A 17,523-nucleotide genomic window follows, 5' to 3' on the forward strand; every position below is an offset into this window, starting at 1 on the left:
TCCCCGCATCGACGGCGGTCAGGATGAACAGCGCCTCGAACAGGATCGCGAAATGATACCAGAAGGCCTTCATCGCCGGCCCGCCCACGACATGGGAGAAGATCTCCGCCATCGCCACCGCCAGCGTTGGCGCCCCGCCCGCGCGGGAGATGATGCTGTGCTCGCCCACATCCTTCGCGGTCTGCAGGATCAGTTCGGGCGAGATGGGGAAACCCATGGCCGTCACCGCCGCCGCGGCGCTCGCCGCATCCTTGCCGATGACCGCCGCCGGGCTGTTCATCGTGAAATAGATGCCCGGATCGAGGATCGACGCGCCCACCAGCGCCATGATGGCGACGAACGCCTCCATCAGCATCGCGCCATAACCGATCATCGGCGCATCGGCTTCGCTCGCGATCAGCTTGGGCGTGGTGCCGCTGGAGATGAGGGCGTGGAAGCCCGATACCGCCCCGCAGGCGATGGTGATGAACAGGAAGGGGAACAGACCGCCCGACCAGACCGGCCCGTTGCCGCTGACGAACGCGGTTACGGCATGCATTTTGAGGGGCGGCGCCATGATGACGATGCCGATCGCCAGCGCGGCTATCGCGCCGATCTTGAGGAAGGTCGACAGATAATCGCGCGGCGCCAGCAACAGCCACACCGGCAGCACCGAAGCCACCGCACCATAGCCGATCAATATCCAGCAAAGCTGCACCGGCGTGAAGGTGAAGACCGGACCCCAGACCGGCGAAGCGGCGATGCTCTGCCCATAGACGATGGCGGCCAGCAGCCCGACCAGCCCCATCAGCGACACTTCCCCGATGCGGCCGGGCCTGATCCAGCGCGTATAGGCGCCCATCGCCATCGCCAGCGGCACTGTCGCGGCGACGGTGAACATGCCCCAGGGGCTTTCCGCCAGCGCCTTCACCACGATCAGCGCCAGCACGGCCAGGATGATGACCATGATCATGAAGGCGCCGAACAGGGCGATGGTGCCCGCCACCTGGCCCATTTCCATGCGGATCAGCTCGCCCAGCGACTTCCCGTCGCGGCGCATGGAGATGAAGAGGACCATGAAGTCCTGCACCGCGCCCGCCAACACCACGCCCGCGATGATCCAGAGCGTGCCGGGGAGATAGCCCATCTGCGCCGCCAGCACGGGTCCCACCAGAGGCCCCGCGCCCGCGATGGCGGCGAAATGATGACCGAACAGCACGGTGCGGTCGGTCGCCACATAATCCAGCCCGTCGGCGCGACGGATCGCCGGCGTGGGCCGTGACGGGTCCAGCCGCATCACGTTCCGCGCGATGTACAGCGCATAATAGCGATAGGCGACGAGGAAACTGCAGGCCGCCGCCACCACGATCCACAGGGCGTTGACCGCTTCACCGCGTGATACCGCCACCACGGACAGCGACGCCGCGCCGACCATCGCCATCACTATCCAGGGTATGTGCCGGGTCATCGCTCTCTGATTGCCTGTTCGTTGGAAATCCGCACAGTAGGGCCACAGCCCTCAAAGACAATCATCTTGTCGGAGGCCGGCATCTTGTCGGGAGGCCAGCCTGCCGCTCCACCCGCATGCCGCGCGCGTGATGATCCGGCGGCGCGGACAGGCGCGGCTTCAGCGGATTCGCCTTCGGCATGAAAAGAACATATCATGAACATATGCCGCCGAGTCGCATGGAGCAGATTGCATGGAAAGCCGCCCCACCCAGACCCTGTTCCGCCTGTTCTTCGCGCTGAAGCCGACAGCGCTGATCGCCCGCCAGACGGATCATTTCGCCGAAAGCATCGCTGGGGAAGCCCGGCGGGTCGCCGTGGATCATCAGCATGTGACGCTGGCGATCACCTGCGATCATGTCGATTATCCCTATGCCGTGATCAAGGCGCTGATGCGCGCCGGGACGGGCGTGATGGCGGAGCCGTTCGACCTGCGCCTGGACAGGCTCAGCATCGGCGGCCGGTCCGGCGCCTTGCGTCCATCCCGTCATGTCCCGTTGCTCGACGCGCTGCAGAAACAGATCGCGGCAGGGATGAAGGGGGCAGGGGTGATGCTGCGCCCCGGCTGGAGCTTCAGCCCGCACCAGACGCTCTTCTACCGCGACGGTCCACCGGAACAGCGTCGGGTGGAGGGCTTTGGCTGGCATGTCGACCGCTTCATGCTGATATGCAGCCATGTCGGGCGCACCCACCATGAAACCCTTGCCACCTGGACTTTGAAGGGGAGCGGACAGTACAGCCTTTTCTGACGAGCTGCGGCTTCAGCGCGGAAGCCCTTCGGATCAGTCGGAACCTGCGTCCTGGCCAATGATCCGTGGTGCCCGCACATAGCCGAAATCGCCTGTCCCCGACCAGGACCGCCCGTCGGGATAGCGCAGTTCGATGCCGGCAATGTCACGTTCGTCGGCCAGGCGCATATTGACGCCCATCATGCTGTTGCCGAACCGGGAAACCGCGCTGGCGGACAGGGTGAAATGGGTGGTCGATCCGCATCGCCCGCAAAACTGGATTTCCGCTGCCGGATCGTCCTTGTCCTCGCGGCAATAGCTGTGCGTGACACCCTCCACCTGCACCTCATCAGGGTGAAGATAGGCCCAATGCGCACCGGACTTGCGGCACAGCGTACAGTTGCAGGCGTTGATGAACTCCGGACGCTTCTCGATCGTCAGGCTGATCTGGCCGCAGAGGCAGGTGATCTTCACCATGGGCCCGTTCTTACCCCTGCGTCACGCTTTCCAGCACGGCCGCGCGCAATTCGGGCAAGCCCATGCCCTTTTCGCTCGACGTCGCGATGATGTCCGGATGCGCGGCTGGCCGTTTGCGGATCGCCTCGGACACGGCCTGATTCACTTCCGCCAGATGGCTGGCCTTCACCTTGTCGGTCTTGGTCAGGACGATGCGATAGCTGACCGCCGCAGCGTCCAGCATGTCGAGGATATCGGTGTCGACATCCTTGATCCCGTGGCGGCTGTCGATCAGCACCAGCGTCCGTTTCAGCTTCGCGCGACCCCGCAGATAGTCGTTCACCAGGAAACGCCATTTGCGCACCATGTCCTTGGGCGCCTTGGCATAGCCATAGCCCGGCATGTCGACCAGCCGGAAGCGCAGCGGGTCGCCGACGTCGAAGAAGTTCAGCTCCTGCGTCCGCCCCGGCGTGTTGGACGTGCGGGCAAGGCCGTTGCGGTTCGTCAGCGCGTTCAGCAGCGATGACTTGCCGACATTGGACCGGCCCGCAAATGCCACCTCATTCACCGCCATGTCGGGCAGGAATTTGAGGTCCGGCGCGGATTTGAGGAAGGCGATGGGGCCTGCAAAGACCTTGCGCGCTTCCTCGATCAACTCAGACTGTTCCTGTTCGTTCAAATCGCCGGCCTTATTTCGCGGTCGCCGCGCTCAGTTGCGGGTGACGCTTGTAAAGCCACCATTGCTGCAACATCGACAGGCAGTTGTTGGTAATCCAGTAGACCAGCAGGCCCGCTGCGAAGGGCGCCATGATGAACATCATCATCCACGGCATGATCGCGAACACCTGCTGTTGCATCGGGTCCATCTGTGCCGGGTTCAGCTTGAACTGGAAATACATGCTGATGCCGAGCAGCAGCGCCAGCACACCGATGCCCAGGAAGGCCGGCGGGGTGAAGGGCAACAGACCGAACAGGTTGACGATATGCAGCGGGTCGGGCGCGGAAAGATCCTTGATCCACAGCACGAAGGGCTGGTGGCGCATTTCGATGGTGAGTTGCAACACCTTGTAGAGTGCGAAGAAGATCGGGATCTGGATGAAGATCGGCAGACAGCCGGCGAGCGGGTTCACCTTCTCGCGCTTGTAGAGCTCCATCATCTCCTGCTGCAGCTTGGGCTTGTCCTCCTTGTACTTCTCCTGCAGCGCCTTCATCTTCGGCTGCACCGCGCGCATCGCTGCCATGCTGGCGAACTGGCGCTGGGCGACAGGGAACATCAGGCCGCGCACCACGAATGTCAGGCAGATGATCGCCACGCCGAAATTGCCGATCACCGTGAACAGCCAGTGCAGCAGCGCGAAGATCGGCTGTTCGAACCAGTAGAACCAGCCCCAGTCGATCGCCCGGTCGAACAGCGGAATGCCCGCCCGTTCATAGGCCTGGAGCGTCTTCACTTCCTTGGCGCCGACGAACAGCCGGTTGGTCTGCGTCATTGCCTTGCCCGGCGCGACCATGACGGGCGCCAAGGCGGCGTCGGTCTGATATTGCGTGCCGTCGCCCTTGCGCATCTGGCCCGTGAAGGCGGCCTTCTGGTCCGGCACCAGCGCGGAAAGCCAATATTTGTCGGTAAAGCCGATCCAGCCGCCCGTCGACTGGAAGCTCTGCACCGCCGGACCCTTGGCCAGATCCTTGTAATTCACGTCATAATTGGCCGCGCCGTTGAAGACGCCCATCGGCCCGACATGGATCGTCCAGGTGTCGGGATCGGCCGAAGGATGCGCCCGGCTGACATAGCCATAGCTTTTGACCCCCACCGCCCCGGCGCCGCTGTTCGACACCTTCTGCTGCGCGGTGATCATGTAATTTTCGTCGATGGAGTAGCGAATTTCGAAGGTCTGCCCGACGCCATTGCTCCACGTCAGCGTGACGGGGCTGGTCGGCGTCAGTTCCTTGGCCGTCGTGGTCCACACCGTACTGCCGTCCGGCGTCTTCACCCCTTCGCCCTGCCAGCCAAAGCCCGCAAAATAGGCGTCCTTGGTGCCGCTGGGGCTGTAGAGGCGGATCGCGGGCGAATCCTTCGCGATCGTTTCCTTGTAGGTCGGCAGCACGATATCATCGATGCGCGCGCCTTTGAGGTTGATCGATCCGGTGATCTTGGGCGTGCGGATGGGCACGCGCGGACTATCCTTCAGCACCAGGGCCAGATCACGGACCGCCGCGCCGCCCTCTGCCGCGGGGGCCGTGCCGGACGGGGTGAGCGGCGTGGTCTTGCCGCCCTCTATCCTGGTGGCCGGCGGATTGGCGGCAGGGAAGAAATGTTTGGCGACATAGGGCCAGCCGAACAGGATCGCCGCGGTCAGCAGCACCGCCAGGATGATATTCTTCTTGTCGTCCACGCTTGTCGGCTCCGCCGTGTCTCAAAAATTCACTGTCAGGGGACGGGATCGTATCCCGAACCGCCCCATGGGTGGCATCGCATTAGCCGCTTCGTGGCCAGCCAGCTACCCTTCACCGCACCATATTTGCCGATCGCCTGAATCGCATATTCGGAACAGGAGGGCGCATAGCGGCAGGAAGGCGGCAAGATGCGCGACGGACCCCATTGCCAGAAGCGCGCGACCAGGATGAGAAGGCCCCCGATCACGGCTTTTCCCGTCGATGTTCTTGCTTCGGTGCCCCGTCGCTTCCGGGAGCGGGCCGTGGAGTTTTCCGGCGGGAGGGACGATGCGCCTCACCCACCGGCCGCGACATCACCTTGCCCAGCGCCTTTTCCAGCTCCTGCCGAAGCAGGGCGAAGTCGCGCTCAATACCTTCGGCGCGCCCGATCAGCACATGATCCGCCCCGGCCATGCCAAGCGCTGGCAGCAGTTCGCGCGCCAGAACGCGAAAGCGGCGCTTCATCCGGTTGCGGATGACAGCGCCGCCAATCTTTTTCGTGACCGTGATGCCGTAGCGCATCGCCGGATCGCCGTCGCCACGTTCGCGCACCAGCAGGACAAAGCCCGGCATGGGCGCACGCCGTCCGCGATTCGCCGCCAGAAAATCGGCGCGCTTGCCCATGACGGCAGGCGCGCGATCAAGCGGCGCGTCGTTCAGGCGCTCAGGCTCTTGCGGCCGCGGGCACGACGAGCGCGCAGCACGTTGCGGCCGCCGGGGGTCGCCATGCGAGCGCGGAAACCGTGACGGCGCTTCCGAACCAGATTGCTCGGCTGATAGGTGCGCTTCATCGTTCATTCCTCAAAAACTAAAAGAATCGGGCGTGACAAAAAAGGGCCGCTGGTGGGCGGCCGCATGTCAGGGGGCGTCCGATAGGCAAAAGGGACCGGCGAGTCAATGGCGGAGGAGAGAGGCAGCGCGCTTTTCGCTTTGCATGGAGCAGGAGAATCGGCTGACCCGGCGCATTCCCGAATCCAGCCGAAATCCAGCGACTATTTCTCCCGCGCAGTCGTCACCGCAGCCTTCAGCGCATCATAGCCCACGGCGCCGTTCAGCACCTGGCCCCCGATCACGAAAGTGGGCGTGCCGCTCGCCTGCAGCTTCTGCGCAAGTCCGATATTGGACTGGATTTCCGCATCATATCGGCCCCCCGTTATCGCCCCCTGCGCCGCTTTCGCGTCGATCCCGACCTTTGCCGCGGCCGCCATGATCGTCTCGCGCGTCACCTTGCCCGCGGCATAGAGCGCGCGGTGGAAGGGCATATACTGGTTCTTCTCTGCCGCCAGCAGCGACACCTTCGCCGCGTCGATACTCTCGTCGGACAGGATCGGCAGTTCGCGATAGACGATCTTCACCCTCTTGTCCTCGCCCACCAGCCTGGCGAGATCGGGCAGCGACGCCCGGCAGTAACCGCAGGCATAGTCGAAAAACTCGACCACGGTCACATCGCCATCGGCGGCACCCTCCCACGCGCCGGCATAGGGGGTTTCGATCGTCTTGCGGCTGGCGTCGATCATGCCCGACATCCGCTTCGCCTGCAGCTTCTCGACCGCCTGCGGAATGATCTCGGGATGTTCCATGATATAGTCATGCACGATCTGCTCGATCGCGGCCTTGTCACCGGCATCGACGCGGCCCGTGCTCTGGGTGCCGAGCGCCGCGCCCGTCGCGGTGGCGGCGATGAAGGCGAAAACGCCAAGGGTCATCATGATGGTCCTGTTGGAAAGCGCCGCGCGAAAGCTGGGCCGGCTCTGGTCTGTCATCGTTTCTTTCGCTTCTGTTCGACGGCTGCGCGGGAAACCATGGCGATATCCTGCGCCCGCAGATAGTCAACCGTGCCCGGCTTCAATCCCTGCATCGCGGCATCGGCGCTGCGCAGCGCCATCTGGTCATTGCCTATCATCGAATAGCGCTCCGCCGTAGCCAGCGCGGCGCGCGGCAAGTCGCCGCGATGTTCATAGACCACGCCCAACTGGTACCAGGCGAAGGGGTTTTCGCGATCGCGCGCAATCGCGTTGCGCAGCACCGTTTCCGCCTCCGCGAAATTGGCGTCATTCTCCGTCGCGATCAGCGCATGGCCCAGCAGCGTGGCGATCAGCGGCTGGTTGGTCAGCCGCACCGCCTCGCGCAGGGGCGGGATGGCGTCGGCGGGCTTGCCGCTTTCCAGCAGCACCTGCCCTTTAAGCTCCAGGAAATAGGGATCATGCGGCGCGACGGCCAGCAGGGCGTCGACCTCGCTGAGCGCCTTGTCCGGATAGGCGCTCTTGTGCCAGGCGTAGGCGCGGGCATAATGGGCCGGGATCGACTGGTCGCTTTCGGGATATTTGAGCAGGGTCTGGTTGGGTTCCGAAACGAAGCCCACCAGCTTTGCCTTGATCCGTTCGAACCGGGCCTCCAGCTTCGGGTCCACCGGCTTGTCCCAGGCGGGATCGACCGTATAGACTTCCCGCAGCACATTGATGCGCTCGCCGGAAAGCGGGTGGGTGCGGCCATAGCTGTCGTCCTGCGGAATGGCGAGCCGATATTCCTGGTTCTGCAGCTTCTTGAAGAATTCCAGGCTGCCCTTGCCCGAAATCCCAGCCTTGCTGAGATAGCGCGCGCCCGCAAGGTCTGCGGAGCTCTCCTGCGCCCGCGAAAAGGCCAGGAACTTGCCCATCGCCGCCTGCTGCCCCAGGCCAAGGATACCCATGCCCGCTTCCGCGCCGCCCGCCGCGATCGCCGCCGCGCCCAGGACCAGGCTCAGCAGGGTGATGCCGGTGGCCTCCTTCATCCCCTCGCCATAACGGATGACATGGCCGCCCTCGATATGGCCGAGTTCATGCGCGACCACGCCCTGCACCTGGTTCACATTGTCGGCGGCGGCGATCAGCCCGCTATGCACCCAGACATATTGGCCGCCCGCAACGAACGCGTTGATATTGGGATCGTTGATGACCAGCACCTGGACGTTGCGCGGCTCCATGCCCGCCGCCTGCACCAGCGGCGCGGACATGTCCGCCATGAAGGCCTCGGTCTCCGCGTCGCGCAGGATCTGCTGCGCCGCGGCCGGACGCGACAACAGGGCAATCGATGCGGCTGCAATGGCCGCGAAACGAAGCCAGCGCATGGTCATGCCATGACGGCTCGGCATTTTTGGGCGGGGCAGGGCAGGGAAAGGGAGCTCCATCGCTGAGGGTCAATGCCTTGAACGGGCTGAACGGGTGCTGAAAGCGATTATGTAGCCTATTAAGCGGCAGGTCCAATAGCGGCTTTGGGGTGGAGAATGGCCACAAGCTCTCTCTCCCGGCACCGTTTAATCCTCAACCGAAAAGGAAAACGCCGCCGTCCGGCCGCCCCGGGGCGGCAAGACAGCGGCGTCTTTCATCCTGTGCCGGCTTATTGGCCGAAGGTGCGCTGCCACCAGCCGCGGCGCGGGCCGCCCTCGTCGCCCTCGCCCGTCGCGTCCGCTTCTCCGTCCATGGTGACCGTATCGCCGGTTTCGGGCGAAGCAGCCTCGGCGGGCGTGTCGGCCGAAGGCGCGGCCTCAGCGGCAGCGACTTCCTCGACCACCGGATCTGCCTTCTTCCGCCGCGTGCGCTTGGGCTTGGCCGGAGCCGCGTCGGCGGCCGGCGCTTCCGGCGCAGCTTCAGCGGCTGCGGCTTCCTCCGCTACCGGCTCAGCCTTCTTGCGACGGGTCCGCTTGGGCTTGGCCGGCGCCTCTTCAGCAACGGGTGCTTCCGGTGCCGCCTCGACGGGCGTTTCCGCAGCGGCTTCGACCGCCTCGGCGGCGGGGGCGGCGCTTTCCTTCGCCTTGCGGGCACGGGGGCGACGCCGGGTCTTGGGTGCCTCTTCCTCGGCAGCCGCCTCTGGCGCGGCTTCCGCCACAGGCTCCTGGGCGATTTCGGCTTCGACGGCTTCGACCGCTTCCTCGCCGGCAACAGAGCCTTCGCTCACGGCGTCCTCACCGGCCTCGCGACGACGGCGTCCACCCCGGCGACCGCGACGGCCGCGGCGACGGCCCTCGCCCTCCGCTTCGGCGGCGGCGTCAGCCGAAACAGTCTCGGCCTCCCCTTCGGTCTCGCCTTCCTCTTCGGCGTCGTCGGCCTCTCCGCCGGCCTCGCCGTGGATCTCGGATTCGGCGCGATTTTCGTCGCGCTGCCCACCGCGCCGACGACGGCGGCGACGGCGGCGTCGGCCGCCTTCACGGTCCTCGCCCCGCTCGGCGCGTTCCTCCTGCGCGGTTTCGACCTCTTCGATCTCTTCCTCGTCCAGTTCCTCGACGACGTCGAGATCGTCATCCTCCTCCACGATCGGCGTATAGTCGACCACCCGCTCCGGACGCGGCCCGCTGGCCTCGACCGACATGCGCGCGCCCTCTACCTCGCCATCGGGCAGGATGGCGATGCGCACGCCATAGCGCTGCTCGATCTCGTCCAGCTCGTGGCGCTTGTTGTTGAGGACGTAGAAGGCCGCTTCCTGGCTCGCGCGCAGCGTGATCAGGTTGCCGCGACCACGCGCCGCCTCCTCTTCCAGCATGCGCAGCGCGCTGAGGCCCGCCGACGAAGCGGTGCGGACCAGCCCCGTGCCCTCGCAATGCGGGCACTGGCGCGTGGAGGCTTCAAGGACGCCGGTGCGCAGCCGCTGGCGGCTCATCTCCATGAGGCCGAAACCGGAAATACGGCCGACCTGGATGCGGGCGCGATCGTCCTTCAGCGCCTCCTTCATCGCCTTCTCGACCTTGCGGATGTTGGAGTTCATCTCCATGTCGATGAAGTCGATGACGACCAGACCCGCCATGTCGCGCAGGCGGAGCTGACGCGCGATCTCGCGGGCGGCTTCCAGATTGGTGGCGACGGCGGTCTGCTCGATGCCATGCTCGCGGGTCGAACGGCCGGAGTTGATGTCGATCGACACCAGCGCCTCGGTCGGGTTGATGACCAGATAGCCGCCGGACTTGAGCTGAACGACGGGATTGTACATCGCCGCGAGCTGATCCTCGACGCTGGCGCGCTGGAACAGCGACACGGCATCGGCATATTGCTTCACCCGGCGCGCATGGCTGGGCATCAGCAGTTTCATGAAGTCCTTGGCCGCCTTATAGCCATATTCGCCCTCGACGATGACCTCTTCGATATCCTTGTTGTAGATATCGCGGATCGCCCGCTTGATGAGGTCGCTGTCATTATGGATCAGCGCGGGCGCGTCGGACTTCAGCGTCTTTTCGCGGATTTCGTCCCACAGCCGGGCGAGATAGTCGAAGTCGCGCTTGATCTCCGGCTTGGTGCGCTGCAGGCCGGCGGTGCGAACGATGCAGCCCATGGTCGAGGGCAGCGCCATTTCCGCGATGATCGACTTCAACCGCTTGCGGTCGGCGGCGTTGGAAATCTTGCGCGAAATCCCGCCGCCATGCGACGTGTTCGGCATCAGCACGCAGTAACGGCCCGCCAGCGACAAATAGGTGGTCAGCGCAGCGCCCTTGTTGCCGCGCTCCTCCTTGACGACCTGCACCAGCAGCACCTGGCGGCGCTTGATGACGTCCTGGATCTTGTAGCGGCGGCGCAGCGCCATGCGCTTGCGGCGCAGTTCGTCGGCGGCTTCGTCGCCCTTGCCGCGGCGGCCACGGCCACCCTTGTCATTCTCGGGCGCTTCCTCACCATGCTCCTCATCGTCGTGATGATGGGTCGCCTCGACCACTTCCAGGCCCCCATCGGCGGCCGGATGATCGTCGTCATCGTCGAAATCGGCACGCAGCGCGGCCTCTTCCTCGGCATGCTCGCGCTCCTCGCGCAGCAGCGCTTCGCGGTCCTCGCGGGGGATCTGATAATAGTCGGGATGGATTTCACTGAAGGCCAGGAAGCCGTGGCGGTTGCCGCCATAATCGACGAACGCCGCCTGCAGCGACGGCTCTACGCGCGTGACCTTGGCGAGGTAGATATTGCCCTTGAGCTGCTTGTGCTCGGCCGATTCGAAATCGAACTCCTCGATCCGGTTACCTTTGACGACCGCGACCCGGGTTTCTTCCCGGTGGCGCGCATCGATCAGCATACGCATTGTCATTCATTGTTCTCCGGCGCTGGCGGCCGACGGCACTGGGCCGGGCTGCCGCGCGATAGTAAGGGGGCGGCGCGAGTTGCTGCATCGCCCGGTTTGGTTTGGAAAATTGCGTGTCTGCTGCCGGGGCAGGGCCGGACCATGTGCCGGACACCACCAACCACGCCGCATCGCCCGGGATCGGGTTCAGCGTCGATTGGAAATCATGCCTCATGCAGCGTCAACCTGTTCGTGCATCGATAGTGGCGTATCCGCCTGCCGATGCCATCGTGAATATCCAAAAAAGAACGGTCGCCCGATAAAGGCACGCCTTCTAAGGAATATGATTGGGTAGCAGTCAAAACCGCAGGGAGCAACGGCCCCTGGAAATATTGTTTCGCGCCAGCGGCACTTTGCTCCCAATACATCCTGCCGTTTATCGCCATCATGGTTAAGATTGGATTAAGTGGCCTGTTCGGCAATGCCCCGTCTCACAATGCCGCCCGCGTCGCGAACGGGAAGTGACGAGGTAAAAATTGCGCTGGACGGCGCCGGGCCGCGCGGTGCACAAGCGGCGCATGCTTCAAAGTCTTGCGCTCGCAAGCATGATCCTCTCGGCTGCGCCCGCTTCCGCTGATGGCCTTGATGGCGATCGGCCCGGCTTGCGCTTCGACGTGCCCGCGCACATGGCGCCTCGTCCGGCGAAGCGGCTCCACAGCATCACCGTTCCGATCCCTCCCGTCGCCCGTGGTGTCTCGCTTCCGCCGGTGGAGGGGTCGCGCGACGCGTCGCGTCCGCTGGTGGTGATTGATGCCGGTCATGGCGGCCATGATCCTGGCGCAGTCAACCGCGAGACTGGCGAGCGCGAGAAAGATGTGACGCTGGCCATCGCGCAGGCGATCCGCGATGAACTGGTGAAGTCGGGCAGGGTCCGCGTCGCGCTGACCCGCGACGACGACCGTTTCCTGGTGCTGCAGGAACGCTACGGCATCGCGCGCCAGCTCAACGCGGACCTGTTCATTTCCATCCACGCCGATTCGGCCGATAACGACAAGGCGCGGGGCGCAACCGTCTATACCCTGTCCGAAACCGCCTCCGACCGGGAGGCATCGCGCCTCGCCGCGCGCGAGAACAAGGCGGATGTGTTGAACGGCATCAACCTGGGCGGCCAGTCGGGCGATGTCTCGTCGATCCTCATCGACCTGACGCAGCGGGAATCGATGAACATGTCGGTGGCCTTCGCCCGGCTGCTCCAGCGCGAAGCGGCGCCCTATGTCCCGTTCCGCGGCAATGCGCACCGCTTTGCCTCGCTGATAGTGCTGAAGGCGCCCGATACGCCGTCGGTGCTGTTCGAAACCGGCTATCTCTCCAACAGCGCCGATGCGGCTTTCCTGGCGTCGAGGGAAGGGCAGGCGAACATCGCCCGGGGCGTGGCACGCGCCATCGAAGTGCATTTTGCGCGCAAGCTGGCGGCGAGCAGGGACCGGGGCGGTTAGCCAGGCGCGCGGCGGACGCGACATATCCCGCCACCGGCATTCCACTCTGGCGCTTCCCCGATTTTGACCTTACAGCCCGACCATCATGGAAGAGGCACGCCCCCAACACGCCGCATCATCCTTTGCTCAGCGCCTGCGTCGTGGCCTGAGCGGTTTTCGGCAGCGCCTCCAGCCCCATTGGGACAGGCGCTGGTTCCGCTGGATCGCGATCGGCCTTGGCGGTCTCCTGCTCGCTTATGCGCTGTTCTGGCTCATCTTCGCGCGCGGCCTGCCCGATGCGGCGACGCTGCTGGAATATGAGCCGCCCCTGCCGACCATAGTGCGCGACACCAACGGCCAGCCGGTCCACAGCTATGCCCGCGAACGGCGCGTGCAGCTCCAGTACAGCGATTATCCTCCGCTCCTTATCCGCGCCTATCTGTCGGCGGAGGACAAGACCTTTTTCGAGCATCATGGCGTCGACATCCCCGGCTTCATCGGCGCGGTTTTCGACTATGCGACCAAGATCGGATCGGGGCAGCGCGCCCGCGGCGGCTCCACCATCACGCAGCAGGTGGCCAAGAACCTGCTGATCGGCGACGAATATTCGCCCACGCGCAAGGTGAAGGAAATGATCCTCGCCTATCGCATGGAGGGCGTGCTGTCGAAGCAGCAGATATTGGAACTCTACCTCAACCAGATATTCCTCGGCCGCAACGCCTATGGCGTGCAGGCTGCGGCCCGCGCCTATTTCAACAAGGATGTGGCCGACCTCAAGCTGCACGAAATGGCCTATCTGGCGATCCTGCCCAAGGGACCGGCCAATTACCGCCCGGAAAGCCCGACCGGCCACGAACGCGCGCTGGAGCGTCGCAACTGGGCGCTGGGGGAAATGTACAAAAATGGCTGGATCACGGGGGCGCAGCGGAACGAGGCGCAGGCGCAGCCGCTCGGCACCGTGGCCGCGCACGGCTCCAGCTTCGATGCGCGCGCCGGCGGCTATTATATGGAGGAGGTGCGCCGCCGCCTGATCCAGCTTTTCGGGGAGAAGGCGGAGGATGGCCCCAACAGCGTCTATGCCGGGGGCCTCTGGGTGCGCAGCCCCTATGACCCGAAGATCCAGGACCTGACGACGACGGCGCTGCGCAACGGCCTGCTGCGCTTCGACGCGGGCAAGGGCTGGTCCGGGCCGGTCGCCAAGATCGACATGGATCGCGGCTGGCAACGGGAACTGGCGGCGAGCTATATCGACGTCGACTATGCGGGATGGCGCGTCGCCGTGATCGTCAGTCGCGATTCCTCCTCGGCGCAGATCGGCTTTTCGGACGGTTCGACCGGCACGCTGCCTGCCGACGCCGCCCAACTGCCCTATCGCAAGACAGGCGGACCAGCCTTTGCCGCGATGGCGCCGGGCGACCTGATCGTGGTGGCGCGCAACGGATCGGGCTGGGCGCTGCGCAACGTGCCGGAAGTTTCCGGCGGCATGGTGGTGGAGGAAACCCATTCGGGCCGCGTCCGCGCCATGCAGGGGGGCTTCGACAATCGCCTCTCCTCCTATAACCGCGCCACCCAGGCCATGCGGCAGCCGGGATCGACCATCAAGCCCTTCGTCTATGCCGCCGCGTTGGACAACGGGATGACGCCGGCCTCGATCATCGTCGATGGCCCGCTGTGCGTCTATCAGGGCGCGGGCCTCGGCCAGAAATGCTTCCGCAACTTCTCCGGGGGCAGCGCCGGGCCGCAGACGATGCGCTGGGGCGTCGAACAGTCGCGCAACCTGATGACCGTGCGCGCCGCCAGCCAGACCGGCATGGACCGCGTCGTGCGTACGATAAAGGCGATGGGGATCGGCGATTACCAGCCCTATCTCTCCTTCGCCCTGGGTGCGGGCGAAACCACGGTGGAGCGCATGGTGAACGCCTATGCCATGCTGGCCAATCAGGGGCGGCAACTCAGCCCCAAGCTGATGGATTATGTGCAGGACCGTCGCGGCAAGGTGATCTGGCCATTGCGCTGGCGTGCCTGCGATGGCTGCAACATGGCCAATTGGGATGGCAAGCCCATGCCGCGCTTCGGTTTCGAGGGGCGCCAGGTGATGAACCCCATGACCGCCTATCAGGTCGTCCACATCACCGAAGGCGTGATCCAGCGCGGCACCGCCACCGTGCTGGCCGACCTCAAGCGCCCGCTGTTCGGCAAGACCGGCACGACCAACGGCCCGACCAATGTGTGGTTTGTCGGCGGATCGCCGGACATCGTGGCGGGCGTCTATATCGGCTATGACCAGCCGCGCAGCCTAGGCGGCTGGGCGCAGGGTGGCCGCGTCGCCGCGCCGATCTGGAAGGCGGCGATGACGCCGGTCCTGGAAACCATGCCCAAGACGCCTTTCATCGCGCCGGCCGGCATCCGCATGGTCACGATCGACCGCCGTTCGGGCAAGCGCGTCTACGGCGTCTGGCCGACCGACGAGCCCAAGCCCGCCGTGATCTGGGAAGCGTTCAAGCCCGAATCCGAACCGCGCCGATCGATCCGCAAGGAAGAGGTCGCCGCCCAGGACAAGGCCGCCGCCCGCATCGAAGCGACGGTCCAGCATCGTCAGCGCACCGACAGCGACTTCCTGCAGGACCAGGGCGGGATTTACTGATAGCGGTCAGGATGGTGAGCAGACAGGGGTTCCCGGTGCCCCTTTCCCGACCCTGACTCGGAGCAATAGGGTGCCCAACGGCAACAGCGTCCCACAAAAAACATCCTATTTCTCCAGCGGGCTGCCATTCAGCCTGTCCTATTCCGCCTTCACCGCTCTATCCCGCATCCCTCTTTGAAACGTCCGATGAAAACCCCGCCCAGGCACACGCGCGCCCGGGCACGCGCGCGCATACACTGTGAACTTCGACGCAAAACGGCCATTTCCCGCCAATCCTTCCGTGCAGGTCGGCAAGGATTGAATCTTCCCAAATCGGCCGCCCTCGGATAGGGGCAGGCATTTGATGCGTTTGCCGGTCTAGAAGCCAAGCGCCCGACATTCTGGAGATGCCCCATGCGCGCCGAAGCGCAGCAATATATTGACCGCATTGACGCCGCGCTGGATCTGCTGCGCCGCTTCCTTGACTGGGATCGCGCCCTTCGCCGCCTCGATGAGCTGAACGCCCGGGTCGAGGATCCGACCCTGTGGGACAATCAGAAGCTCGCGCAGGAGGTGATGCGCGAACGCACCCGGCTCGAGGCCGCGATCGGCGCGACCCGTGCGATCGAGAGCGAGAAGAACGACACCGCCGAACTCATCGAAATGGCAGAGGCGGAGGGCGACGAGGATATGGTGAGCGAAGCCATCGCTTCGCTCAAGGCGCTGGCCGACCGTGCCGATGAGGACAAGATCAGGGCACTGCTCGCGGGGGAGGCCGACGCCAGCGACACCTATCTCGAAATCCACGCCGGCGCCGGCGGGACGGAAAGCCAGGACTGGGCGGAAATGCTCAGCCGCATGTACCGTCGCTGGGCGGAGCGCCGCGGCTACAAGGTCGAACTGGTCGACTATCAGGCCGGCGACCAGGCGGGCATCAAGTCCGCCACCTTCCTGTTCAAGGGCGAGAATGCCTATGGCTACGCCAAGACGGAGAGCGGCGTGCATCGCCTCGTCCGCATCAGCCCCTATGACAGTTCGGCGCGCCGCCACACCAGCTTCTCGTCGGTCTGGGTCTATCCGGTGATCGACGACAATATCGATATCGAGATCAACGAAAGCGACCTCAAGATCGACACCTATCGCGCATCGGGCGCAGGCGGCCAGCACGTCAACACCACCGACTCCGCCGTTCGCATCACCCACGTTCCCTCGGGCATCATCGTTGCCTCCCAGAATGACCGCTCGCAGCACAAGAACCGCGCGACCGCGATGAACATGCTGAAGGCGCGCCTCTACGAGGCGGAACTGCGCCGGCGCGAGGAAGCCGCTTCGGGCGAATATCAGGCCAAGACCGAGATCGGCTGGGGCCACCAGATCCGTTCCTATGTGCTTCAACCCTATCAGCTCGTGAAGGATCTGCGCACGGGCGTCACATCGACCTCGCCCGACGACGTGCTCGACGGCGCTCTCGATCCCTTCATGGCGGCCGCCCTGTCGCAGAAGGTGACCGGCGAGAAGGTGGATGTGGAGGATGTCGACTGATGAAGGCCCCGGCGCTGGCGGGCTGCTTGCTCCTGCTGGCGGGCTGCGGCCCGTTTTCGTCGGACCGCAATGGCGACCGCGCGCCGGGCGCGCGCGCCTTTCCCCGCGCCGACCGTCCGGTCGCGCCGATCGTGTCCACCCGCTGGTCGAGCGAGGAAGCGCGCGACCGGGTGAACGAAGCGGAAGACATCATGAACCGCGCCGGCATCCATCCCGGCATGACAGTGGCGGATATCGGCGCGGGCGAGGGCTATTATACCGTGCGGCTCGCCAAGCGGGTGGGGGATGGCGGCCGCGTCCTGGCGGAGGATATCATGCCCGAAGTGATCGAGGCCCTGTCCCGCCGCATCACCCGTGAGAACTGGCGCAACGTCAGCGTCCGCCTGGGCGCGCCGGAAGATCCGAAACTGCCTGCAAACAGCTTCGACCGCATCCTCATGGTCCACATGTACCATGAAATCGCGGAACCCTACGCCTTTCTCTGGAATCTCAGTCCCGCGCTCAAGCCGGACGGCGAACTGATCGTGGTCGACGCCAACCGACCGACCGACCGGCATGGCACGCCGCCGCGCCTCTTGTCCTGCGAACTGGCGGCCATGGGTTTCCGTTTGGAGGAACTGGTGCCGAAACCCACGGCCGGCGGCTATTTTGCGCGGTTCAAGCGCGTTACCGCCCGGCCGGAACCCTCCTCCATCGTCCCTTGCGCCCTCCGACCCTGAGCTCCCTGATGCCGCGAGGCTTTCCATGCGTATCACGGATGATGGACGGATGG

General features: G+C 64.9%; 15 protein-coding genes. 5 read left to right on the forward strand and 10 right to left on the reverse strand.

The window, feature by feature from the left end; translation table 11 throughout:
* The coding region (locus MRBLMA1_RS20085; protein ID WP_363739306.1) for a carbon starvation CstA family protein at window positions 1-1,447 on the reverse strand (1,447 nt) is incomplete at its 3' end.
* Between the two features lie 232 nt (window positions 1,448-1,679).
* Here MRBLMA1_RS20085 and MRBLMA1_RS20090 point away from each other — a divergent pair.
* The gene (locus tag MRBLMA1_RS20090; protein ID WP_363739308.1) at window positions 1,680-2,234 is read left to right on the forward strand and encodes a 2'-5' RNA ligase family protein; all 555 of its coding nucleotides are present in this window, start codon (window positions 1,680-1,682) and stop codon (window positions 2,232-2,234) included.
* A gap of 33 nt (window positions 2,235-2,267) precedes the next feature.
* Here MRBLMA1_RS20090 and MRBLMA1_RS20095 read toward each other — a convergent pair whose 3' ends face one another.
* The 9 genes from MRBLMA1_RS20095 to MRBLMA1_RS20135 form a co-directional block, all read right to left on the reverse strand.
* The gene (locus tag MRBLMA1_RS20095; RefSeq protein WP_363739310.1) at window positions 2,268-2,690 is read right to left on the reverse strand and encodes a GFA family protein; all 423 of its coding nucleotides are present in this window, start codon (window positions 2,688-2,690) and stop codon (window positions 2,268-2,270) included.
* A 10-nt stretch (window positions 2,691-2,700) separates the two neighbouring features.
* Window positions 2,701-3,348 (reverse strand): ribosome biogenesis GTP-binding protein YihA/YsxC, encoded by a 648-nt coding sequence (gene yihA / locus MRBLMA1_RS20100; protein WP_363739312.1) that lies wholly within the window; start codon window positions 3,346-3,348, stop codon window positions 2,701-2,703.
* 10 nt (window positions 3,349-3,358) lie between these two features.
* Window positions 3,359-5,062 (reverse strand): membrane protein insertase YidC, encoded by a 1,704-nt coding sequence (gene yidC / locus MRBLMA1_RS20105; RefSeq protein ID WP_363739315.1) that lies wholly within the window; start codon window positions 5,060-5,062, stop codon window positions 3,359-3,361.
* A 35-nt stretch (window positions 5,063-5,097) separates the two neighbouring features.
* Window positions 5,098-5,310: a membrane protein insertion efficiency factor YidD gene (yidD, locus tag MRBLMA1_RS20110; protein ID WP_133653450.1), complete on the reverse strand. Its 213-nt coding sequence runs from the start codon at window positions 5,308-5,310 to the stop codon at window positions 5,098-5,100.
* The gene (gene rnpA, locus MRBLMA1_RS20115; protein ID WP_363739317.1) at window positions 5,307-5,726 is read right to left on the reverse strand and encodes a ribonuclease P protein component; all 420 of its coding nucleotides are present in this window, start codon (window positions 5,724-5,726) and stop codon (window positions 5,307-5,309) included. Before rnpA ends, yidD begins: the two co-directional genes overlap by 4 nt.
* A gap of 32 nt (window positions 5,727-5,758) precedes the next feature.
* Window positions 5,759-5,893 carry a 50S ribosomal protein L34 gene (gene rpmH / locus MRBLMA1_RS20120; RefSeq protein WP_007683189.1) on the reverse strand — a complete coding sequence of 45 codons (135 nt, stop codon included), beginning with the start codon at window positions 5,891-5,893 and terminating at the stop codon, window positions 5,759-5,761.
* 201 nt (window positions 5,894-6,094) lie between these two features.
* A complete protein-coding gene (locus tag MRBLMA1_RS20125; RefSeq protein ID WP_363739319.1) occupies window positions 6,095-6,865 on the reverse strand; it encodes a DsbA family protein in 771 nt (256 codons plus the stop codon).
* Entirely contained in the window at window positions 6,862-8,214 is a 1,353-nt protein-coding gene (locus MRBLMA1_RS20130) for a M48 family metalloprotease (RefSeq protein WP_363739321.1), read from the reverse strand. The genes MRBLMA1_RS20125 and MRBLMA1_RS20130 overlap by 4 nt, the downstream gene beginning before the upstream one ends.
* A gap of 263 nt (window positions 8,215-8,477) precedes the next feature.
* On the reverse strand, window positions 8,478-11,138 hold the full coding sequence (locus tag MRBLMA1_RS20135) for an Rne/Rng family ribonuclease (RefSeq protein WP_363739323.1): 2,661 nt from the start codon (window positions 11,136-11,138) through the stop codon (window positions 8,478-8,480).
* Window positions 11,139-11,647: 509 nt separating this feature from the next.
* On the opposite strand from MRBLMA1_RS20135, the gene MRBLMA1_RS20140 reads away from it, so the two are divergent.
* The 4 genes from MRBLMA1_RS20140 (at window position 11,648) to MRBLMA1_RS20155 (ending at window position 17,470) form a co-directional block, all read left to right on the forward strand.
* The gene (locus MRBLMA1_RS20140; RefSeq protein ID WP_414714781.1) at window positions 11,648-12,607 is read left to right on the forward strand and encodes an N-acetylmuramoyl-L-alanine amidase family protein; all 960 of its coding nucleotides are present in this window, start codon (window positions 11,648-11,650) and stop codon (window positions 12,605-12,607) included.
* Window positions 12,608-12,692: 85 nt separating this feature from the next.
* Window positions 12,693-15,230, forward strand: coding sequence for a penicillin-binding protein 1A (locus tag MRBLMA1_RS20145; protein ID WP_363739327.1), 2,538 nt, complete (start codon window positions 12,693-12,695; stop codon window positions 15,228-15,230).
* A gap of 393 nt (window positions 15,231-15,623) precedes the next feature.
* A complete protein-coding gene (gene prfB / locus MRBLMA1_RS20150; RefSeq protein WP_363739329.1) occupies window positions 15,624-16,751 on the forward strand; it encodes a peptide chain release factor 2 in 1,128 nt (375 codons plus the stop codon).
* Window positions 16,751-17,470 (forward strand): class I SAM-dependent methyltransferase, encoded by a 720-nt coding sequence (locus MRBLMA1_RS20155; protein ID WP_363739330.1) that lies wholly within the window; start codon window positions 16,751-16,753, stop codon window positions 17,468-17,470. Before prfB ends, MRBLMA1_RS20155 begins: the two co-directional genes overlap by 1 nt.
* The last annotated feature ends 53 nt before the right edge of the window (window positions 17,471-17,523 follow it).

The sequence above is a fragment of the Sphingobium sp. LMA1-1-1.1 genome (assembly GCF_040676365.1).
Classification (GTDB): Bacteria; Pseudomonadota; Alphaproteobacteria; order Sphingomonadales; family Sphingomonadaceae; genus Sphingobium.